This is a genomic window from Streptomyces sp. NPDC055287, from assembly GCF_053646035.1.
The window spans coordinates 1-17,127 of record NZ_JBSHNE010000001.1 but is presented as its reverse complement, the minus strand read 5'-3'; the positions used below and the strand labels follow the sequence as shown (position 1 = coordinate 17,127).

Annotated in this window: 8 protein-coding genes, 1 tRNA gene and 2 rRNA genes; 1 reads left to right on the top strand and 10 read right to left on the bottom strand. The window is 69.0% G+C overall.

All coding sequences use genetic code 11. The features are described 5' to 3' along the window. Positions 1–67: 67 nt before the first annotated feature. The 6 genes from pgsA to ACWIHY_RS00030 form a co-directional block, all read right to left on the bottom strand. On the bottom strand, positions 68–721 hold the full coding sequence (pgsA, locus tag ACWIHY_RS00055) for a CDP-diacylglycerol--glycerol-3-phosphate 3-phosphatidyltransferase (RefSeq protein WP_454373260.1): 654 nt from the start codon (positions 719–721) through the stop codon (positions 68–70). Further along, positions 718–2,211, bottom strand: a complete 1,494-nt coding sequence (gene rimO / locus ACWIHY_RS00050) for a 30S ribosomal protein S12 methylthiotransferase RimO (RefSeq protein WP_454373259.1) — start codon at positions 2,209–2,211, stop codon at positions 718–720. The genes pgsA and rimO overlap by 4 nt, the downstream gene beginning before the upstream one ends. Before the next feature lie 162 nt (positions 2,212–2,373). Continuing rightward, positions 2,374–3,237 carry a helix-turn-helix domain-containing protein gene (locus tag ACWIHY_RS00045; RefSeq protein WP_454373258.1) on the bottom strand — a complete coding sequence of 288 codons (864 nt, stop codon included), beginning with the start codon at positions 3,235–3,237 and terminating at the stop codon, positions 2,374–2,376. Between the two features lie 189 nt (positions 3,238–3,426). Continuing rightward, positions 3,427–6,240, bottom strand: a complete 2,814-nt coding sequence (locus tag ACWIHY_RS00040) for a DNA translocase FtsK (RefSeq protein ID WP_454373257.1) — start codon at positions 6,238–6,240, stop codon at positions 3,427–3,429. Between the two features lie 139 nt (positions 6,241–6,379). Further along, complete coding sequence (locus ACWIHY_RS00035; protein WP_454373256.1) at positions 6,380–7,069, bottom strand: response regulator; 690 nt, start codon at positions 7,067–7,069, stop codon at positions 6,380–6,382. Positions 7,070–7,312: 243 nt separating this feature from the next. Beyond that, positions 7,313–12,880, bottom strand: a complete 5,568-nt coding sequence (locus tag ACWIHY_RS00030; RefSeq protein ID WP_454373255.1) for a HAMP domain-containing protein — start codon at positions 12,878–12,880, stop codon at positions 7,313–7,315. Between the two features lie 265 nt (positions 12,881–13,145). On the opposite strand from ACWIHY_RS00030, the gene ACWIHY_RS00025 reads away from it, so the two are divergent. Continuing rightward, entirely contained in the window at positions 13,146–15,809 is a 2,664-nt protein-coding gene (locus tag ACWIHY_RS00025; protein WP_454373254.1) for a SpoIIE family protein phosphatase, read from the top strand. Between the two features lie 49 nt (positions 15,810–15,858). Here the strand turns inward: ACWIHY_RS00025 and ACWIHY_RS00020 are convergent. The 4 genes from ACWIHY_RS00020 to ACWIHY_RS00005 all read right to left on the bottom strand — a co-directional run. Then, positions 15,859–15,931: transfer RNA gene (locus ACWIHY_RS00020), tRNA-Thr, on the bottom strand. A 154-nt stretch (positions 15,932–16,085) separates the two neighbouring features. After that, positions 16,086–16,751 (bottom strand): DegT/DnrJ/EryC1/StrS family aminotransferase, encoded by a 666-nt coding sequence (locus ACWIHY_RS00015; RefSeq protein WP_454373834.1) that lies wholly within the window; start codon positions 16,749–16,751, stop codon positions 16,086–16,088. 112 nt (positions 16,752–16,863) lie between these two features. Then, positions 16,864–16,980, bottom strand: a 5S ribosomal RNA gene (gene rrf, locus ACWIHY_RS00010). 74 nt (positions 16,981–17,054) lie between these two features. Then, a 23S ribosomal RNA gene (locus tag ACWIHY_RS00005) occupies positions 17,055–17,127 on the bottom strand; the annotation flags it as partial.

Here is a 17,127-nt window from a genome sequence, read left to right as displayed (position 1 = left end):
GCCACGCCACCGGCCACGGCGACCACTCCGCCATCGCCCGTCACCGCGGCCACTCCACTGTCGCCCGTCACCGCGACGACTCCGCCGCGATCCCGGCCCGCCGCAGCACCACGGCCTGCCGCACATAGTCCAGACCGGTCACCACGGTCAGCACGACCGCCGCCGCCATCACCCAGAACCGCAGCGTCGCGAGCGGCCCCGTCAGCGCCAGCACGTACATCCCGACGGCCACGCCCTGCAAGAGCGTCTTCATCTTGCCGCCGCGGCTGGCCGGAATGACTCCGTGCCTGATCACCCAGAAGCGCAGCACCGTGATGCCCAGTTCCCGGAAGAGGATGACGCCCGTCACCCACCACGGCAGGTCCCCGAGCGCCGACAGACAGATCAGCGCGGCCCCCATGATCGCCTTGTCGGCGATCGGGTCGGCGATCTTCCCGAAGTCGGTGACCAGGTTGTACGTCCTGGCCAGGTGCCCGTCGAAGATGTCCGTGATCATCGCGACGGCGAAGGCCGCCCACGCCCAGGCGCGCCAGGCCGGGTCGTACCCGCCGTCCTGGAGCATCAGCATGACGAAGCCGGGCACCAGCACGAGCCGCATCATGGTCAGGATGTTGGCGATGTTCCACAGGCTGGCCTGATTGACGGCCGCAGCGCCCAGCTTGCCGCCGGGCGCCGGCTTCGCGCCGGTTCCACCGGCAGCGGATGCCGGGACTCCGGTCATCTGCCTGCCTCCTCGTCGGGGGTCTGGGCGTCGCCTCCCAGAACATCGCAGTACTCCGCCACCAGGTCCACGCCCTCGGTGGCGACCACCTTCGCGACGACCATACGGCCGACAGCCAGACCCTGGTCCGACGTGAACAGCACCTGGCCGTCCGTCTCGGGAGCCTGGTGCGCCGCGCGGCCGACCGCGCCGTCCTCGCCGTCCACCGACTCCACGAGCACCTCGACCGTCTCACCGAGCCGCTCCTCGGCCCGCTGGGCGGTCAGCTCGTCCGAGAGCCGCGAGATGTGCTCGAGCCGCTCGGCGATGACCTCGGCGTCCAGCTTGTTGTCGTACGTGACGGCCTCGGTGCCCTCCTCGTCGGAGTAGCCGAAGACGCCGATCGCATCCAGTCTCGCACCCGTGAGGAAACGCTCGAGCTCACCGAGGTCCGCCTCGCTCTCGCCGGGGAACCCGACGATGAAGTTGGACCGCACACCGGCCTGCGGCGCCTTGTTGCGGATCGTCTCCAGCAGCTCCAGGAAGCGGTCGGTGTCACCGAAGCGCCGCATGGAGCGCAGCACGCCGGCCGCCGAGTGCTGGAACGAGAGGTCGAAGTAGGGGGCGATCTTCGGCGTGGACGTCAGTACGTCGATCAGCCCCGGCCGCATCTCCGCGGGCTGCAGGTAGCTGACCCGTACCCGCTCGATCCCGTCGACCTCCGCCAGCTCCGGCAGCAGCGTCTCCAGCAGCCGGATGTCGCCGAGGTCCTTGCCGTACGACGTGTTGTTCTCGGAGACCAGCATGATCTCCTTCACGCCCTGCTCGGCCAGCCAGCGCGTCTCCCCCAGCACATCGGAGGGGCGCCGCGAAATGAACGAGCCGCGGAACGACGGAATGGCGCAGAAGGAGCACCGGCGGTCGCACCCGGAAGCAAGCTTCACGGAGGCGACGGGGCTCGTCCCGAGCCGCTGCCGCAGCGGCGCGCGGGGCCCGGAGGCAGGCGCGACGCCGTCGGGCAGGTCCTCGGGAGGCGTGTCCTGAGCGTGCCCGGGCAGCGCCACGTCCGGGGCGTCCTGGCGCTCCGCCGGGCTGATGGGCAGCAGCTTGCGCCGGTCGCGCGGGGTGTGGGAGGCGTGGATGCCGCCGTTGAGGATGGTCTGGAGGCGGTCGGAGATGTCGGCGTAGTCGTCGAATCCGAGTACGCCGTCGGCCTCGGGCAGCGCTTCCTGGAGTTCCTTGCCGTACCGCTCGGCCATGCAGCCCACGGCGACGACGGCCTGCGTCTTGCCGTGATCCTTCAGATCATTGGCTTCCAGCAGGGCGTCGACAGAGTCCTTCTTGGCGGCTTCGACGAATCCGCAGGTGTTGACGACGGCGACGTCCGCGTCCGAGGCGTCCTCGACGAGCTGCCAGCCGTCCGCTGCCAAGCGGCCTGCCAGCTCCTCCGAGTCCACCTCATTACGGGCGCAGCCAAGAGTGACAAGGGCGACGGTGCGGCGTTCGGGCATGGACTCAAGACTACTTTGTCCCGGCGCGCGCCCCCGCCGCGAGGGTTCCACGGGGGCCTGAGCCCCCGAATCCGGGCCCCCCGGGCCCCCGCCGGGCTTGCCCACGGCCCCTTCCGGGCCCTGCCTCGGCCCGGAAGGTTCCCAGATCAGCCGACGTCCAGGTCAGCCGACCTCCGGGTCGCCCTTCGTGTACGTCAGCCGCTGGACCTGTCCCGCCTGGAACTCGTCGCCGACCTCCTTGCCGTTCACGAAGAGCTGCATCGCCCCGGCGTCGCCCAGCACGAGGTCGATCTTCTCCTTGTCCGTGAAGGTCTTCGACTCGCCCTTCAGCAGCAGTCCGTCGAAGAGCAGCCTGCCGTTGTGATCCTTCGCCGAGATCCAGCTCTTGCGGTCCTTGGCGGTGAGGGCGACCGTCACCTGGTCCTGCGGGACCGCCGCGATGGCACTGTCCGACGGGTCGGGCTTGGGGTCGGCGGGCTTGGTCGGCGTGGGCTTCGCCGACTTCGTGGTGTCGGGTGTGGAGCCCGCGACCTCACTGGCGCCGCCGCTGCCGTCGTTGCCGTTGAAGAGCGTGAAGCCGACGAAGCCGACGACAGCGACGATCGCGGCGACCATGGCAGCGGTCCAGTTGGGGCGACGGGCCTCGGGACGGATCCGTTCCGCCTCGAAGAGCGGCGCCGCGGGCGTGGGTGCGGGGCGTCCGCCGTGCTCGTCGTCGTACTGCGCGACCAGGGAGTCGGGGTCGAGGCCCACGGCGCGCGCGAGCGTACGGATATGTCCGCGCGCGTACACATCGCCGCCGCAGCGGCTGAAGTCGTCCTGCTCGATCGCGTGCACGATGGGGATGCGCACCCGGGTCGAACCGCTGACCTCGTCGACCGTCAGACCCGCGTCCGCACGGGCCTGCTGGAGAGCGCGTCCGATCGAGGGCCGGTCGTCTTCGATCGAGGGCCGGTTGTCTTCGATCGAGGACCGGTCGTCTTCGATTGAAGGCCGGTCGTCTTCGGGAGAGTTGCCGATGGACACGGGGGCGCCTTTCGAGCGTGAGCCACCTGCTGGGTGTTCAGTCTAGGGGGGGTACGAAAGCGTGAGGCAACTGGGAGGGCGGACTTTGTACGCCATCAGAACCGTCTGACAGCCCGATGGTGACACCATCTGTCTCCCCCTTCCCTCAACTGGACGTACGAACCAGGGAAACGGTTGCTCACCGTTCTCTTACGGGTGAGAATCTCCCCGGATCATAGCGAGCATTTCATCCAATTCATCCGGTTTCACGAGTACATCGCGCGCCTTCGATCCCTCACTCGGCCCCACGATGTTCCGAGATTCCATCAGATCCATGAGCCTGCCCGCCTTTGCGAAGCCGACACGCAGTTTTCGCTGGAGCATCGAGGTCGAACCGAACTGCGTAGACACGACGAGCTCGGCGGCCTGGCACAGCAGATCCAGGTCGTCACCGATATCCTCGTCGATTTCCTTCTTCTTCGCCGTCCCGACCACGACGTCTTCCCGGAAGACCGGCGCCATCTGGTCCTTGCAGTGCTGGACGATCGCCTCGACCTCGTCCTCCGTGACGAAGGCGCCCTGCATACGGGTCGGCTTGTTCGCGCCCATCGGCAGGAAGAGGCCGTCGCCCTTGCCGATGAGCTTCTCGGCGCCCGGCTGGTCGAGGATGACCCGGCTGTCCGCGAGCGAGGAGGTCGCGAAGGCGAGCCGCGAGGGCACGTTCGCCTTGATGAGACCGGTGACGACGTCCACGGATGGCCGCTGGGTGGCGAGCACCAGATGAATGCCGGCGGCGCGGGCCAATTGGGTGATGCGGACGATGGAGTCCTCCACATCGCGCGGCGCGACCATCATGAGGTCCGCGAGCTCGTCGACGATGACCAGCAGGTACGGGTAAGGCGACAGCTCCCGCTCGCTGCCCTCCGGCGGCTTCACCTTGCCGGTCCGTACCGCCTGGTTGAAGTCGTCGATGTGCCGGTAGCCGTACGCCGCCAGGTCGTCGTAGCGCAGGTCCATTTCCCGCACGACCCACTGGAGGGCCTCGGCGGCCCGCTTCGGGTTGGTGATGATCGGCGTGATCAGGTGCGGGATGCCCTCGTACGCCGTGAGCTCGACCCGCTTCGGGTCGACCAGCACCATCCGTACGTCCTCGGGGGTCGCCCGCACCATGACCGAGGTGATCAGGCAGTTGATGCAGGACGACTTTCCCGAGCCGGTGGCGCCCGCGACCAGCACGTGCGGCATGTTCGCGAGGTTGGCCATCACATAGCCGCCCTCGACGTCCTTGCCGAGTGCGACGAGCATCGGATGGTCGTCCTCGGCCGCGTCCGCCAGGCGCAGTACGTCGCCGAGCTTGACCATCTCGCGGTCGGTGTTGGGAATCTCGATGCCGACCGCCGACTTGCCGGGGATCGGGCTGATGATGCGGACGTCGGGACTGGCGACGGCGTACGCGATGTTCTTGGCGAGCGCGGTGATCCGCTCGACCTTGACGGCCGGGCCCAGCTGCACCTCGTAGCGCGTGACCGTCGGCCCCCGGGTGAAGCCGGTGACGGCCGCGTCGACCTTGAACTCGGTGAAGACGGTCGTCAGTGAGGCGACGACGGCGTCATTGGCGGCGCTGCGCGTCTTGCCGGGACCGCCTCGCTCCAGCAGGTCCAGCGAGGGCAGGGCGTAGGTGATGTCACCGGCGAGCTGGAGCTGCTCGGCGCGGGGCGGCAGCGGCTGGGACACCTCGGGCTGCGCCTTGGTCAGATCCGCCACCTTCGACCCGGTCCCGGCAGGGGAGCCGGACCCAGCGCCCGGAGCCGATGACGGCTCGGGCACAGGCGTACGTTCCGGCTTCCCCGCGCCCTCGCGCGCCGGCGGCACCGCGGCCGGGCGCTCGGTGGAGACTCCCTGCGTCAGGTCCGCCACGAGCGCCGAGGGCGGCAGCCCGTTCAGTACGGCGCCGTCCAGCGCGGCAGCGGCGGCAGCGGCCACATCCACGGCGTCCATGGCCCGCGGCGCGGGCGACGCGGCCTGCGCGGCGGCCCTGCGGGGCCGGCGGCGACGGGTGAGCGCCTCCTCCTCCGCGGGCTCCGGGTCGTACTCCGCGGGAGTCGGGCCCCGGCGCGCGGGCGGGCGGCGCGCGCCGGGGGGAAGCGCCTCGCGCCACTGCTCCTCGTACCGCTCGTCGTCCTCGAACTCGTACTCCTCGGGCGGCGCCGCCAGGATCCCCAGCATGACGCCGAGCTGCCGCAGCCGCTCCGGGACGGCGCTGACCGGTGTGGCGGTGACGACCAGCAGCCCGAAGACGGTGAGCAGCAGCAGAAGCGGTACGGCGAGGACACTGCCCATGGTGAAGATCAGCGGTGTGGAGGCGGCCCAGCCGATCAGGCCGCCGGCGTCCTGCAGCCCCTCGATGCCGTCGCCGCGTTCGGGCGATCCACAGGCGATGTGGACCTGTCCGAGGACGCCGACGACGAGGGCGGAGAGCCCGATGACGATCCGGCCGTTGGCCTCGGGCCTCTCGGGATGCAGGATCAGCCGTACGGCGATGACGCCCAGCAGTATCGGCACCAGCAGATCGAGCCGCCCGAAGGCGCCGGTCACCAGCATCTCGACGAGGTCGCCGACCGGTCCGCGCAGCTGCGCCCACGTACCGGCGGCGACGATCAGAGCGAGGCCGAGCAGGAGCAGCGCTACGCCGTCCTTGCGGTGCGCCGGGTCAAGCCCCTTCGCGCCACGCCCTATTCCGCGGAACAGCGCGCCCACGCCATGCGCGAGGCCCAGCCAGAGGGCGCACACAAGCCGGTACACGCCCCCCGTGGGCGACGGCGCCGCCTTGGGGGCGGACCTGGCCGCGGCCTTCTTCGCGGGCGCCTTCTTCACCGGCACCTTCTTCGCGGGCACGGTCTTCTTCGCTGCGACGGACTTCTTGGCGGGCGCTGCTTTCTTCGTGGCGCCGGTGGTACGGCCGGCGCGCGGCTTCGCGGTGCCCGCCGCACCCTGGGAACCCTTGCCGGACGTACGTGAGGCCATGGTGGTGAGGTTACCGGTGCGGGGCGCGACGGACACGTGTGCCCACTGCTTCACCCGATCGTGTCGCGCTCCGGGCGGCAGAAAACTGACGCGTCCTCACGCGGCCCGTCGTGCCCACTCCGTACGGCGGGCCGCCCGCTCAGTGCTGCGAAGGGAACGGGGGCGCGGCGCCGTTGGTCCCCGGTTCGAGCGCGTCGAGTGCGCGGCGCAGACCCGTCAGCTTTCGCTCCAGGTGAGCCGCCGTGGCGACGGCCGCCGCGTCGGCGGACTCGTCGTCGAGCTGCTTGGAGAGCGCCTCGGCCTGCTCCTCAACGGCGGCGAGCCGCGCGGAGAGTTCGGCGAGGAGCCCGGCAGGCTCCTTCGTGTCGCCCACACCGCCGGCCTGACCGCCGCCGCCCTCCAGCTGGAGACGCAGCAGCGCGGCCTGCTCGCGCAGTTGGCAGTTCTTCATGTACAGCTCGACGAAGACCGAGACCTTCGCGCGCAGCACCCACGGGTCGAACGGCTTGGAGATGTAGTCCACCGCGCCCGCCGCGTAACCCCGGAAGGTGTGGTGCGGACCGTGGTTGATGGCTGTGAGGAAGATGATCGGGATGTCACGGGTCCGCTCACGCCGCTTGATGTGCGCGGCGGTTTCGAAACCGTCCATTCCTGGCATCTGAACATCCAGCAGAATGACCGCGAAGTCGTCCGTCAGCAGCGCTTTGAGCGCTTCCTCCCCTGACGATGCCCGTACCAGTGTCTGATCGAGCGCAGAGAGGATGGCCTCCAGCGCCAACAGATTCTCCGGCCGGTCATCGACCAGGAGGATCTTGGCCTTCTGCACCATGGCCCGCCCTCCTCGCCCCGGCAGTGCGCCGGGCGCCGCCCCGGGGGACGACTCTCTTGCGCCGCCCGTCCTTGTGCCGGTCATGGTAGCCGCACCCCGCCTGTCGCCACACCCTGTCACCGCGATGTCACTGTGCACGTAGCAGAAACGCGGTGGGAGACCAGAAGGTTCCCCGAATCCCGCCGACTCACACGCCACCGGCCACAGTCAGTCAGCAACCTGCCGAATTCGCACAGCTTACGGTCACTCTCCACGCATCCACTGATCCATCACAGAGAGCAGATGATCGGGATCGACCGGCTTCGTAACGTAGTCGGAAGCCCCGGACTCGATGGCCTTCTCCCGGTCGCCCTTCATCGCCTTCGCCGTCAGCGCGATGATCGGCAGCCCGGCGAACTGCGGCATCCTGCGGATCGCCGTCGTCGTCGCATAGCCGTCCATCTCCGGCATCATGATGTCCATCAAGACGACCGTCACATCGTCGTGCTGCTCCAGGACTTCGATGCCCTCCCGGCCGTTCTCCGCGTACAGCACGGAGAGCCCGTGCTGCTCCAGCACGCTGGTGAGCGCGAAGACGTTGCGGATGTCGTCGTCGACGATCAGCACCTTCTCGTTGGAGAACATGATCCCGCGACGCGACTCCGGCGCGGCCCCCTCCTGACCGCTCGAGGTCCACGCATCCTCGGGAGCCGCCTGCGCCTGTGGCACGTCCGAGGCCTGGCCGGACTGGCCACCCTGACCGGACGGACCGGACGGACCCGGCTGACCGGCCGCCTGCCCCGGCAGCGCGGTCCGCTGCTCGCCACCGCCCACCGCCCTGCGCCGGCGCCGGAACAGCCCGGCGGGGCCGGTCTGCGGGTCCGAGGGCAGCCTGGCCGGCCCGGTGTCGGCCGACGATCCCATGTCCGTCGCCCGGTCGCCGTCCGGGGCGCTCCCGCGCAGCGGCTCCATGCCACCGGGCGTGAGCTGCGGGTAGCCCTGCGGCGGCAGTTCGCTCGGGTGCAGCGGCAGGTAGAGCGTGAACGTCGAACCGCGGCCCGGCTCGCTCGCCGCGTGGATCTCGCCGCCCAGCAGCCTGGCGATCTCCCGGCTGATGGACAGACCGAGGCCCGTACCGCCGTACTTCCTGCTCGTCGTCCCGTCGGCCTGCTTGAACGCCTCGAAGATCACCCGCATCTTGCTGGCCGCGATCCCGATACCGGTGTCGGTCACCGAGAAGGCGATCAGATCGGCGTCCATGTCACGCAGCGAGCCGGCCTCCAGCAGCTGCTCGCGGATGGCGTTCGGTACGTCGGTCTTGGCCGGCCGGATCACCAGCTCGACGGCCCCGCTGTCGGTGAACTTCACGGCGTTGGACAAGAGGTTGCGCAAGACCTGCAGCAGCCGCTGCTCGTCCGTGTGCAGCGTCGCGGGCAGCTCCGGGGACACCCGTACCGAGAAGTCGAGTCCCTTCTCCGCCGTGAGGGGCCTGAAGGTCGCCTCGACGTAGTCGACGAGCTGGACGAGCGCGATCCGGGTCGGGCTGACGTCCATCTTGCCCGCCTCGACCTTCGACAGGTCGAGGATGTCGTTGATCAGCTGGAGCAGGTCGGAACCCGCCCCGTGGATCGTTTCCGCGAACTCCACCTGCTTCGGGGAGAGATTGCCCTCCGCGTTGTCGGCGAGCAGCTTCGCGAGGATGAGGAGCGAGTTCAGCGGTGTACGCAGCTCGTGCGACATGTTCGCCAGGAACTCGGACTTGTAGCGCATCGAGACCGCGAGCTGCTCGGCGCGCTCCTCCAGGACCTGCCTGGCCTCCTCGATCTCGGTGTTCTTGACCTCGATGTCGCGGTTCTGCTGCGCCAGCAGCTCGGCCTTCTCCTCCAGCTCGGCGTTGGACTCCTGAAGGGCCTTCTGCCGGTTCTCCAGCTCCGCCGAGCGCTCCCGCAGCTGTTCGGTCAGCTCCTGCGACTGCTCCAGCAGCACCTCGGTCTTGGTATTGACGCTGATGGTGTTGACGCTCGTCGCGATCATCTCGGCGATCTGGTTGAGGAAGTCCTTCTGGATCTGGGTGAAGGGCTGGAACGACGCAAGCTCGATCACGCCGAGGACCTTCCCCTCGAAGAGCACCGGCAGCACGATCACATGCGCGGGCGGCGCCTCGCCGAGACCGGAGGAGATCTTGAGATAGCCCGGCGGCACGTTGTCCACCAGGATCGTGCGCTTCTCCTCCGCCGCCGTGCCGATGAGCGTCTCACCGGGCTTGAAGGACGTCGGCATCGAGCCGGCCGAGTAGCCGTAGCTCCCGCGCATGCGCAGTTCGTACGGGCTGTCCTCGTCCGCGCCGACCTCGGTGCTGCCGCGCGTCGTCAGGGCCAGGAAGAAGGCGCCGTGCTGCGCCGAGACCACCGGGGTGAGCTCGCTCATGATCAGCGAGGCCACGTCGTCGAGATCGCGGCGCCCCTGCATCAGGCCGGAGATGCGGGCCAGATTGCCCTTGAGCCAGTCCTGTTCCTTGTTGGCGAGGGTGGTGTCGCGCAGGTTCGCGATCATCGTGTTGATGTTGTCCTGGAGATCCTGGATCTCGCCCGACGCATCGACGTCGATCTTGAGATTGAGATCGCCGCGGGTGACCGCCGTGGCCACGGCCGCGATGGCGCGCACCTGCCGGGTCAGGTTCCCGGCCATCTCGTTCACGGACTCCGTGAGGTCGCGCCAGGTGCCGTCCACGTCGCGTACGCGCGCCTGGCCGCCCAGGATGCCCTCCGTACCCACCTCGCGGGCGACCCGGGTCACCTGGTCGGCGAACGACGACAGCTGGTCGACCATCGTGTTGATGGTCGTCTTCAGCTCCAGGATCTCGCCCCGGGCGTCGATGTCGATCTTCTTGGTCATGTCGCCCTTGGCGATGGCCGTGGTGACCATCGCGATCTGGCGGACCTGGCCGGTCAGGTTGGACGCCATCGAGTTCACCGACTCGGTGAGGTCCTTCCACGTACCTGAGACACCGGGGACGCGCGCCTGGCCGCCCAGTTCGCCTTCCGTGCCCACCTCACGGGCCACGCGCGTGACCTCGTCCGCGAACGACGACAGCGTCGTCACCATGGTGTTGACGGTGTCGGCGAGCTGCGCGACCTCGCCGCGCGCCTCGACCGTCACCTTCTTCGTCAGGTCACCGTTGGCGACCGCCGCCGAGACCTGCGAGATGTTCCGTACCTGCGACGTCAGGTTGTTGGCCATCAGGTTGACGTTGTCGCTGAGGTCCTTCCAGATGCCGGTGACACCGCGTACGCGCGCCTGGCCGCCCAGAATTCCCTCGGTGCCCACCTCGCGGGCGACCCTCGTCACCTCGTCGGCGAACGACGACAGCTGGTCGACCATCGTGTTGACGGTCGTCACCAGCTCCAGGATCTCGCCCTTGGCATCGACGGTGATCTTCTTCGACAGGTCGCCCTTGGCGACCGCCGTGGTGACTTCGGCGATGTTGCGCACCTGTGAAGTCAGGTTGTTGGCCATGGAGTTGACGGACTGGGTGAGGTCCTTCCACGTACCGCTGACGCCCTGCACCTCGGCCTGGCCGCCCAGCATGCCCTCGGTACCCACCTCGCGGGCCACCCGGGTCACCTGCTCGGCGAAGTTCGACAGCTGGTCCACCATCGTGTTGAGGGTGTTCTTCAGCTCCAGGATCTCGCCGCGCGCGTCCACGTCGATCTTCTGCGACAGGTCACCGCGCGCGACCGCCGTCGCGACCTGCGCGATATTGCGCACCTGCGCGGTGAGGTTGCCGGCCATGCCGTTCACCGAGTCGGTGAGGTCGCGCCATACGCCGGCCACACCCGGCACCTGCGCCTGACCGCCCAGCCGTCCGTCCGTACCCACCTCGCGGGCGACGCGGGTCACCTGGTCGGCGAACGACGACAGCTGGTCGACCATCGTGTTGATGGTGTTCTTCAGCTCCAGGATCTCGCCGCGCGCGTCCACGTCGATCTTCTGCGACAGGTCACCGCGCGCCACGGCCGTCGTCACCTGCGCGATCTGCCGTACCTGCGAAGTCAGGTTCCCCGCCATGAAGTTGACGGAGTCGGTGAGTTCCTTCCAGGTGCCGCTGACGCCGTCCACCCGCGCCTGACCGCCGAGGCGGCCCTCCGTACCCACGTCACGCGCCATCCGCGTCACCTGGTCGGCGAACGACGACAGCTGGTCGACCATCGTGTTCACGGTGTTCTTCAGCTCCAGCATCTCGCCGGAGACGTCCACCGTGACCTTCTGCGACAGATCGCCGTTGGCGACCGCCGTGGTCACCTGCGCGATGTTGCGCACCTGCCCGGTCAGGTTCCGGAAGGCCGTATTGACGGAGTCCGTCAGGTCCTTCCACGTCCCCGCCGCGCCCGGCACCTGCGCCTGCCCGCCCAGCAGACCCTCGACGCCGACTTCGCGCGCCACTCGCGTCACTTCGGAACCGAAGGACTGAAGCTGGTCCACCATCGTGTTGACGGTGTTCTTCAGCTCCAGCATCTCGCCCGCGACATCGACGGTGACCTTCTGCGTCATGTCGCCGTTCGCCACCGCGGTCGTCACCTGCGCGATGTCCCGCACCTGCGTAGTGAGATTCCGGAAGACCGTGTTGACGGAGTCGGTCAGGTCCTTCCACGTCCCCGCCGCGCCCGGCACCTGCGCCTGCCCGCCCAGCAGACCCTCGCCGCCGACCTCGCTCGCCACGCGCGTGACCTCGTCCGCGAACGTACGCAGCGTCTCGGTCATCTGATTGATCGTCTCGGCGAGCTGGGCGACCTCGCCCCGCGCGCTCACGGTGACCTTGCGCGACAGATCACCGTTGGCGACCGCCGTGGTCACCTCCGCGATCCCGCGCACCTGGGCGGTCAGGTTCCCCGCCATCAGGTTGACCGAGTCCGTCAGGTCCTTCCATACGCCGGCCACCCCGGGCACCTGCGCCTGTCCGCCCAGTTCACCCTCGGTACCGACCTCGCGCGCGACGCGGGTCACCTCGGAGGAGAAGGAGGACAGCTGGTCGACCATCGTGTTGACGGTGTTCTTCAGCTGCAGCATCTCGCCGGCCACATGCACAGTGACCTTGCGTGACAGATCGCCCTTGGCGACCGCGGTCGTGACGAGAGCAATGTCACGGACCTGAGCCGTGAGCCGGTACGCCATGGTGTTGACGGAATCCGTCAGATCTTTCCATGAACCGGACATACCGCGCACCTGAGCCTGACCACCCAGTTTGCCCTCGGTACCCACTTCGAGGGCGACTCGCGTCACCTCGTCCGTGAACGCCGACAACTGGTCGACCAGGTTGTTGACCGTACGCCCGACCTTCAGGAACTCCCCGCGCAGCGGGTGCCCCGCACCCTCCGCGCCCTCGGCGCTCAGCGACCGCAGCTCCATCCGCTGGTCCAGGTCACCGTCCGCCACCGCGGACAGCACCCGCCCGACCTCGGAAACCGGCCGCGCCAGATCGTCGACCAGCGCGTTCGAAGCGTCGATCGCGGTGGCCCAGGAGCCCTCGCAGGCGCCCGTCTCCAGCCTCTCGGCGAGCTTGCCCTCGCGTCCGACCATGCGCCGCACCCGGGCGATCTCACCGGTCAGATGCAGATTCCGGTCGGCCACCTCGTTGAAGACAGCGGCGATCTCGGCCATCACGCCGTCGCCCGACACCGTCAGGCGTTTACGGAAATTACCGTCCCGCATCGTCACAAGGGCCTGCAGCAGCCTGTTCAGGGCAGCTGTATCCACTTCGGTTGTCCCATTGTTCCGGGACCGTCCGCCTTTTGCGCGCGTGCTGGTGCTCCGCGCGGCTGCGCCAGACTCCACCGTGTCCCTCCCGCAGGGGTCGACCGTACTCATCGGGCTTCGCCCGAAGCCTTCCCAGTGTTTCACCATGGCCGAACCAGGCCATAACAGTTCGGCAGCTTCGCACACCCCTCCCCGGACTCCGGGGGCGGAAACACTGGTGACCGGCATCCGCTCGGACATGGAAGGTAAGTAACCTGGCTTCCGGCTGTCCAGCCGCCCCGGTCCGCCCGGCGGGGGCGGTTACGCGAGATCCACAACCGGGCACCGGAGGGGCGGGCCGATCATGGCAGAGCCGGGCGTCGAAACGCGTACGAGGAGTTCTGTGATCACCGCGCGGGCGGCTGCCAGCTTCGACCCCGTGGGACGGTCCGTCGCGACCGCCCGCGCCTTTGTCAGGGACACACTCCAGGGCTGGGGCTATTCCGACATCGTGGACGACGCCGTCGTCCTCACCAGCGAGCTCGTCACGAACGCGGTGGTACACGCCGGCACCACCGCCGACGTCCTCTGTCTCCGTACGGAGGAAGGCGTCCGCGTCGAGGTCGGCGACCGCTATCCCGAGCGCGAGGTCCCGCTCCAGGGCACGGCCCAGTCCTTCGGCAGCCCCGACCGCGAAGGCGGCCGCGGACTGCTGCTGTGCGCCGCTCTCGCCTCCCGCTGGGGCGTCGAGTACGCCCCCACCAACAAACACGTCTGGTTCCAGCTCGACCTCCCCGAGCGCCCGGTCGGCATCCGCTCCGCCGGCCCGGTCCTCCCCGTCGAGCTCCTCCCGGTCGCCGACGGCCGGATCCGCGTCGCCGTGGTCCAGATCGACCGCTCCGGCGCCATCAACGCCTGGAACGAGGACGCGGAAGAACTCTTCGGATACGCCGCCGACCAGGTCACCGGCAAGCAGCTCACCGACTTCGCCGCCTGGCCGCACACCCCCGGAATCGCCACCGGCATCGCCGACGCCCTCCAGCTCTCCCGCTGGGAAGGCAGCTACGGCGTCCGCGCCGCCGACGGCCGCACCGTCGCCGTCTACGCCTCCCACCTGCGCGTACGGGACACCGCCGGCGAGCCCTCCACCGTCTGCCTCCTCGTACGCGACTTCGAGCGCGCCGTGCTCCAGACCCCCCAGCGCACCCCCAGCGACACCGCCAAGGGCTCGCTCTCCGAGGGCCGCACCATGGACCCTTTCGAGGTCTTCATCGGCTCCCCCGCCCCCGACGACCTCGACGGCCTCCTTCAGCGCACCGTCGAGCGCTCCCGCGACATGCTGGACGCCGACTCCGCGTTCCTGCTCCTCGCCACCGACGACGAGACCGAGCTGGAGGTACGGGCCACCACCGGCCTCCCCTCCGCCCGCCAGCGATTCGCCCGCGTCCCCGTGGAGGCCGGCACGGGCCGCTACGGCTCCGCCCGCATGCCCGCCGTCCACGACGACCTGGCGGCCGTCCCGGGCGCCGTACCGCTCCTCGACGGCACCGGCATGCGCTCCGTCGTCACCGTCCCCCTCAAGGTCGAGGGCCGCCTCACCGGCTCACTCGGTGTGGCCGCCGAAGCCCCGGGCCGGTACTCGAACGAAGAGGCGCTGCGCCTGCAGTTCGCCGCCGACCGCATCGCACTCGCCGTCGAGTCCGCCCGCCTCGGCGAGCTGGAGCGCCTGCGCCGCGGCTCGCTCTCCTTCCTGGTCGAGGCGTCCGACCTCCTCGCCGGTACGCTCGACCGCGACCAGACCCTCGCGCTGATGGCACAGATGACGGTCCCCACCCTCGCCACCTGGTGCGCCGTCTACACCATCGCCGACCAGTCCTCCGAGCCGTACCTCTCGTTCGTGCTCCACGAGGACGAGGAGCGCATCGACGGCCTCAAGGCCCTCCTCTCCAAGATCGACCCGCCGGAGCCCGTCCCGACCCCAGGCGCCCGCGTCTGGGCCGCCCCCGGCGAAGCCGCTCACCAGGCAGCCCTCCGTACGTCGATGCGCAGCCTGAACCTGGGCTCCACCCCGCACCTCGGATCGGGCATCGGCACCACGCTCGCCACGGCCGCCGCGGTCGGCGGCGAGACCGTCGTCCTTCCGCTGGTCGCCCGCAACCGCGTCATCGGCATGCTGACCCTCGGCAAGCCCACCGACGACCACTTCCGCCAGGAGATCCTCGAACTCGCCGAGGACCTCTCCCGCCGCGCCGCGCTGGCCCTGGACAACTCGCGCCTGTACTCCGAGCGCATGGCCATCAGCCAGTCCCTCCAGCGCAGCCTGCTCCCCCCGGAGCTCCCGAACGTCCCGAACGTCGAGGTGGAAGTCATCTACCGGGCCGCCGGCGAGGGCAACGAGGTCGGCGGCGACTTCTACGACCTCTTCCCGATCCGCGACGGCGCGTACGGCTTCGCCATCGGCGACGTCTGCGGAACGGGCCCAGAAGCGGCCGCCGTCACCGGTCTCGCCCGCCACGCCCTGCGCCTCCTCGCCCGCGAGGGCTTCGGCGGCCCCGCCGTCCTGGAACGCCTCAACGCGGCGATCCTCGACGAGGGCGCCCGCAGCCGCTTCCTGACGCTCCTGTACGGCGAGTTGTGGCCCCAGGAGGACGGCAGCGCCATCCTCAAGGTCGTCTGCGCCGGCCACCCCCTCCCGCTGCGCCTGCGCCCGGACGGCTCGGTCGAACCGGCCGCCGAACCCCAGCCGCTGCTCGGCGTCATGGAGGACCTGGAGCTGTACGAGCAGACCGTCACCCTCGACCCCGGCGACGTACTCCTGTGCGTCACCGACGGCGTCACAGAGCGCCGCGAAGGCACCCGCATGCTCGGCGACGACGGCCTGGCCGACGTCCTGGCTACCTGTACGGGCCTGACGGCCGGCGCCGTCGCCGCCCGCATCCTGCGCGCCGTGGAACGCTTCGCCGCCGAACCGGCCTCCGACGACATGGCCATCCTCGCCATGCGCGTCCCGATGCCGCACAACCCGTAGGAAGTACGCGAAAGGCCCCCGCCAACCGGCGGGGGCCTTTCGTGTGTTGAGCCCCAATACGGAATCGAACCGTAGACCTTCTCCTTACCATGGAGACGCTCTACCGACTGAGCTATTGGGGCCTCTGCTGCGCTGCGGCAACGGAACAGATCATACCTGAATCCCAGGAGTGTTCCGAACCCGCCGTTCCTCTGGAGCGTCCGCGCCCCGCCGCCACCATGCCCCAATGCGGCCACCCGGATGGTGGAGCTTCGTGTCCCACCCCAAACAAAGTTCCTAGAAGGCAGGTTGCAGGAGCCCACCCAGCGCGTTGCACGCTGCCACAACACGCTGGAGGTCACGGCGCGACAGCGGATCGCCGATGGGCAACGCGAGCGTCTCGTCGGCAGCATGCTCGGTCTGGGGCAGACTGATCTCCCGCCGGAAGGCCGGCAGACGGTGTACGGGCGTTTTCACAGGCACCTGAACATCCACACCCCTTCGCCGCACAGCGCGCGCGAACGCGTCACGATCCGGCCTCCCATTGCCGGGCACCCTGACGACGTACTGCTGGTACTTATGCCCCACGCACGCCTCCGGGGTCCGCACTCCGGTGAGCCGTCGGCCCAAATAAGCCGCGTGCACCTGCCGTTGAGCGAGCGCACTCGGATCGGGGGTCTCCCCCTCGCGGTGCTCCACCACCAGGAGCCCCCGCCGCCGCCCGAGCTCCTGCACCGGCCGCACGCCGGCCAGGTACCCGAATCGGGGTACGGCGACGATGGCTGCCGTACGCGACGTGACGGCAGCCTCGGCAGCCACCGCGTCGAGACAGTACGTGGCCCCGTCGATGTCGGCGAAGACGGGCATGGCGCCAACGGCCAGCACGGCCTCTGCCACTTCGGCGTTCCCGTAGGCCGGCACGATGACCTCGTCACCCGCACCGACACCCGCGGACTTCAGCATTCCGATCGTCCCCATGTCTGGGATGCTGGTCGTACAACGTGAACACCAAGTAACAGGGCATAAAAAAACGCTGGTCCCCGAACCGAAGTTCAGGGACCAGCGTTGAATGATTGTTCGGCGGCGTCCTACTCTCCCACAGGGTCCCCCCTGCAGTACCATCGGCGCTGAAAGGCTTAGCTTCCGGGTTCGGAATGTAACCGGGCGTTTCCCTAACGCTATGACCACCGAAACACTATGAAGATATCGAACCGGAAATCGGCACAGTTCGTTACTTCAGAACTAACACAGTGGACGCGAGCAACTGAGGACAAGCCCTCGGCCTATTAGTACCAGTCAGCTCCACCCGTTACCGGGCTTCCACATCTGGCCTATCAAC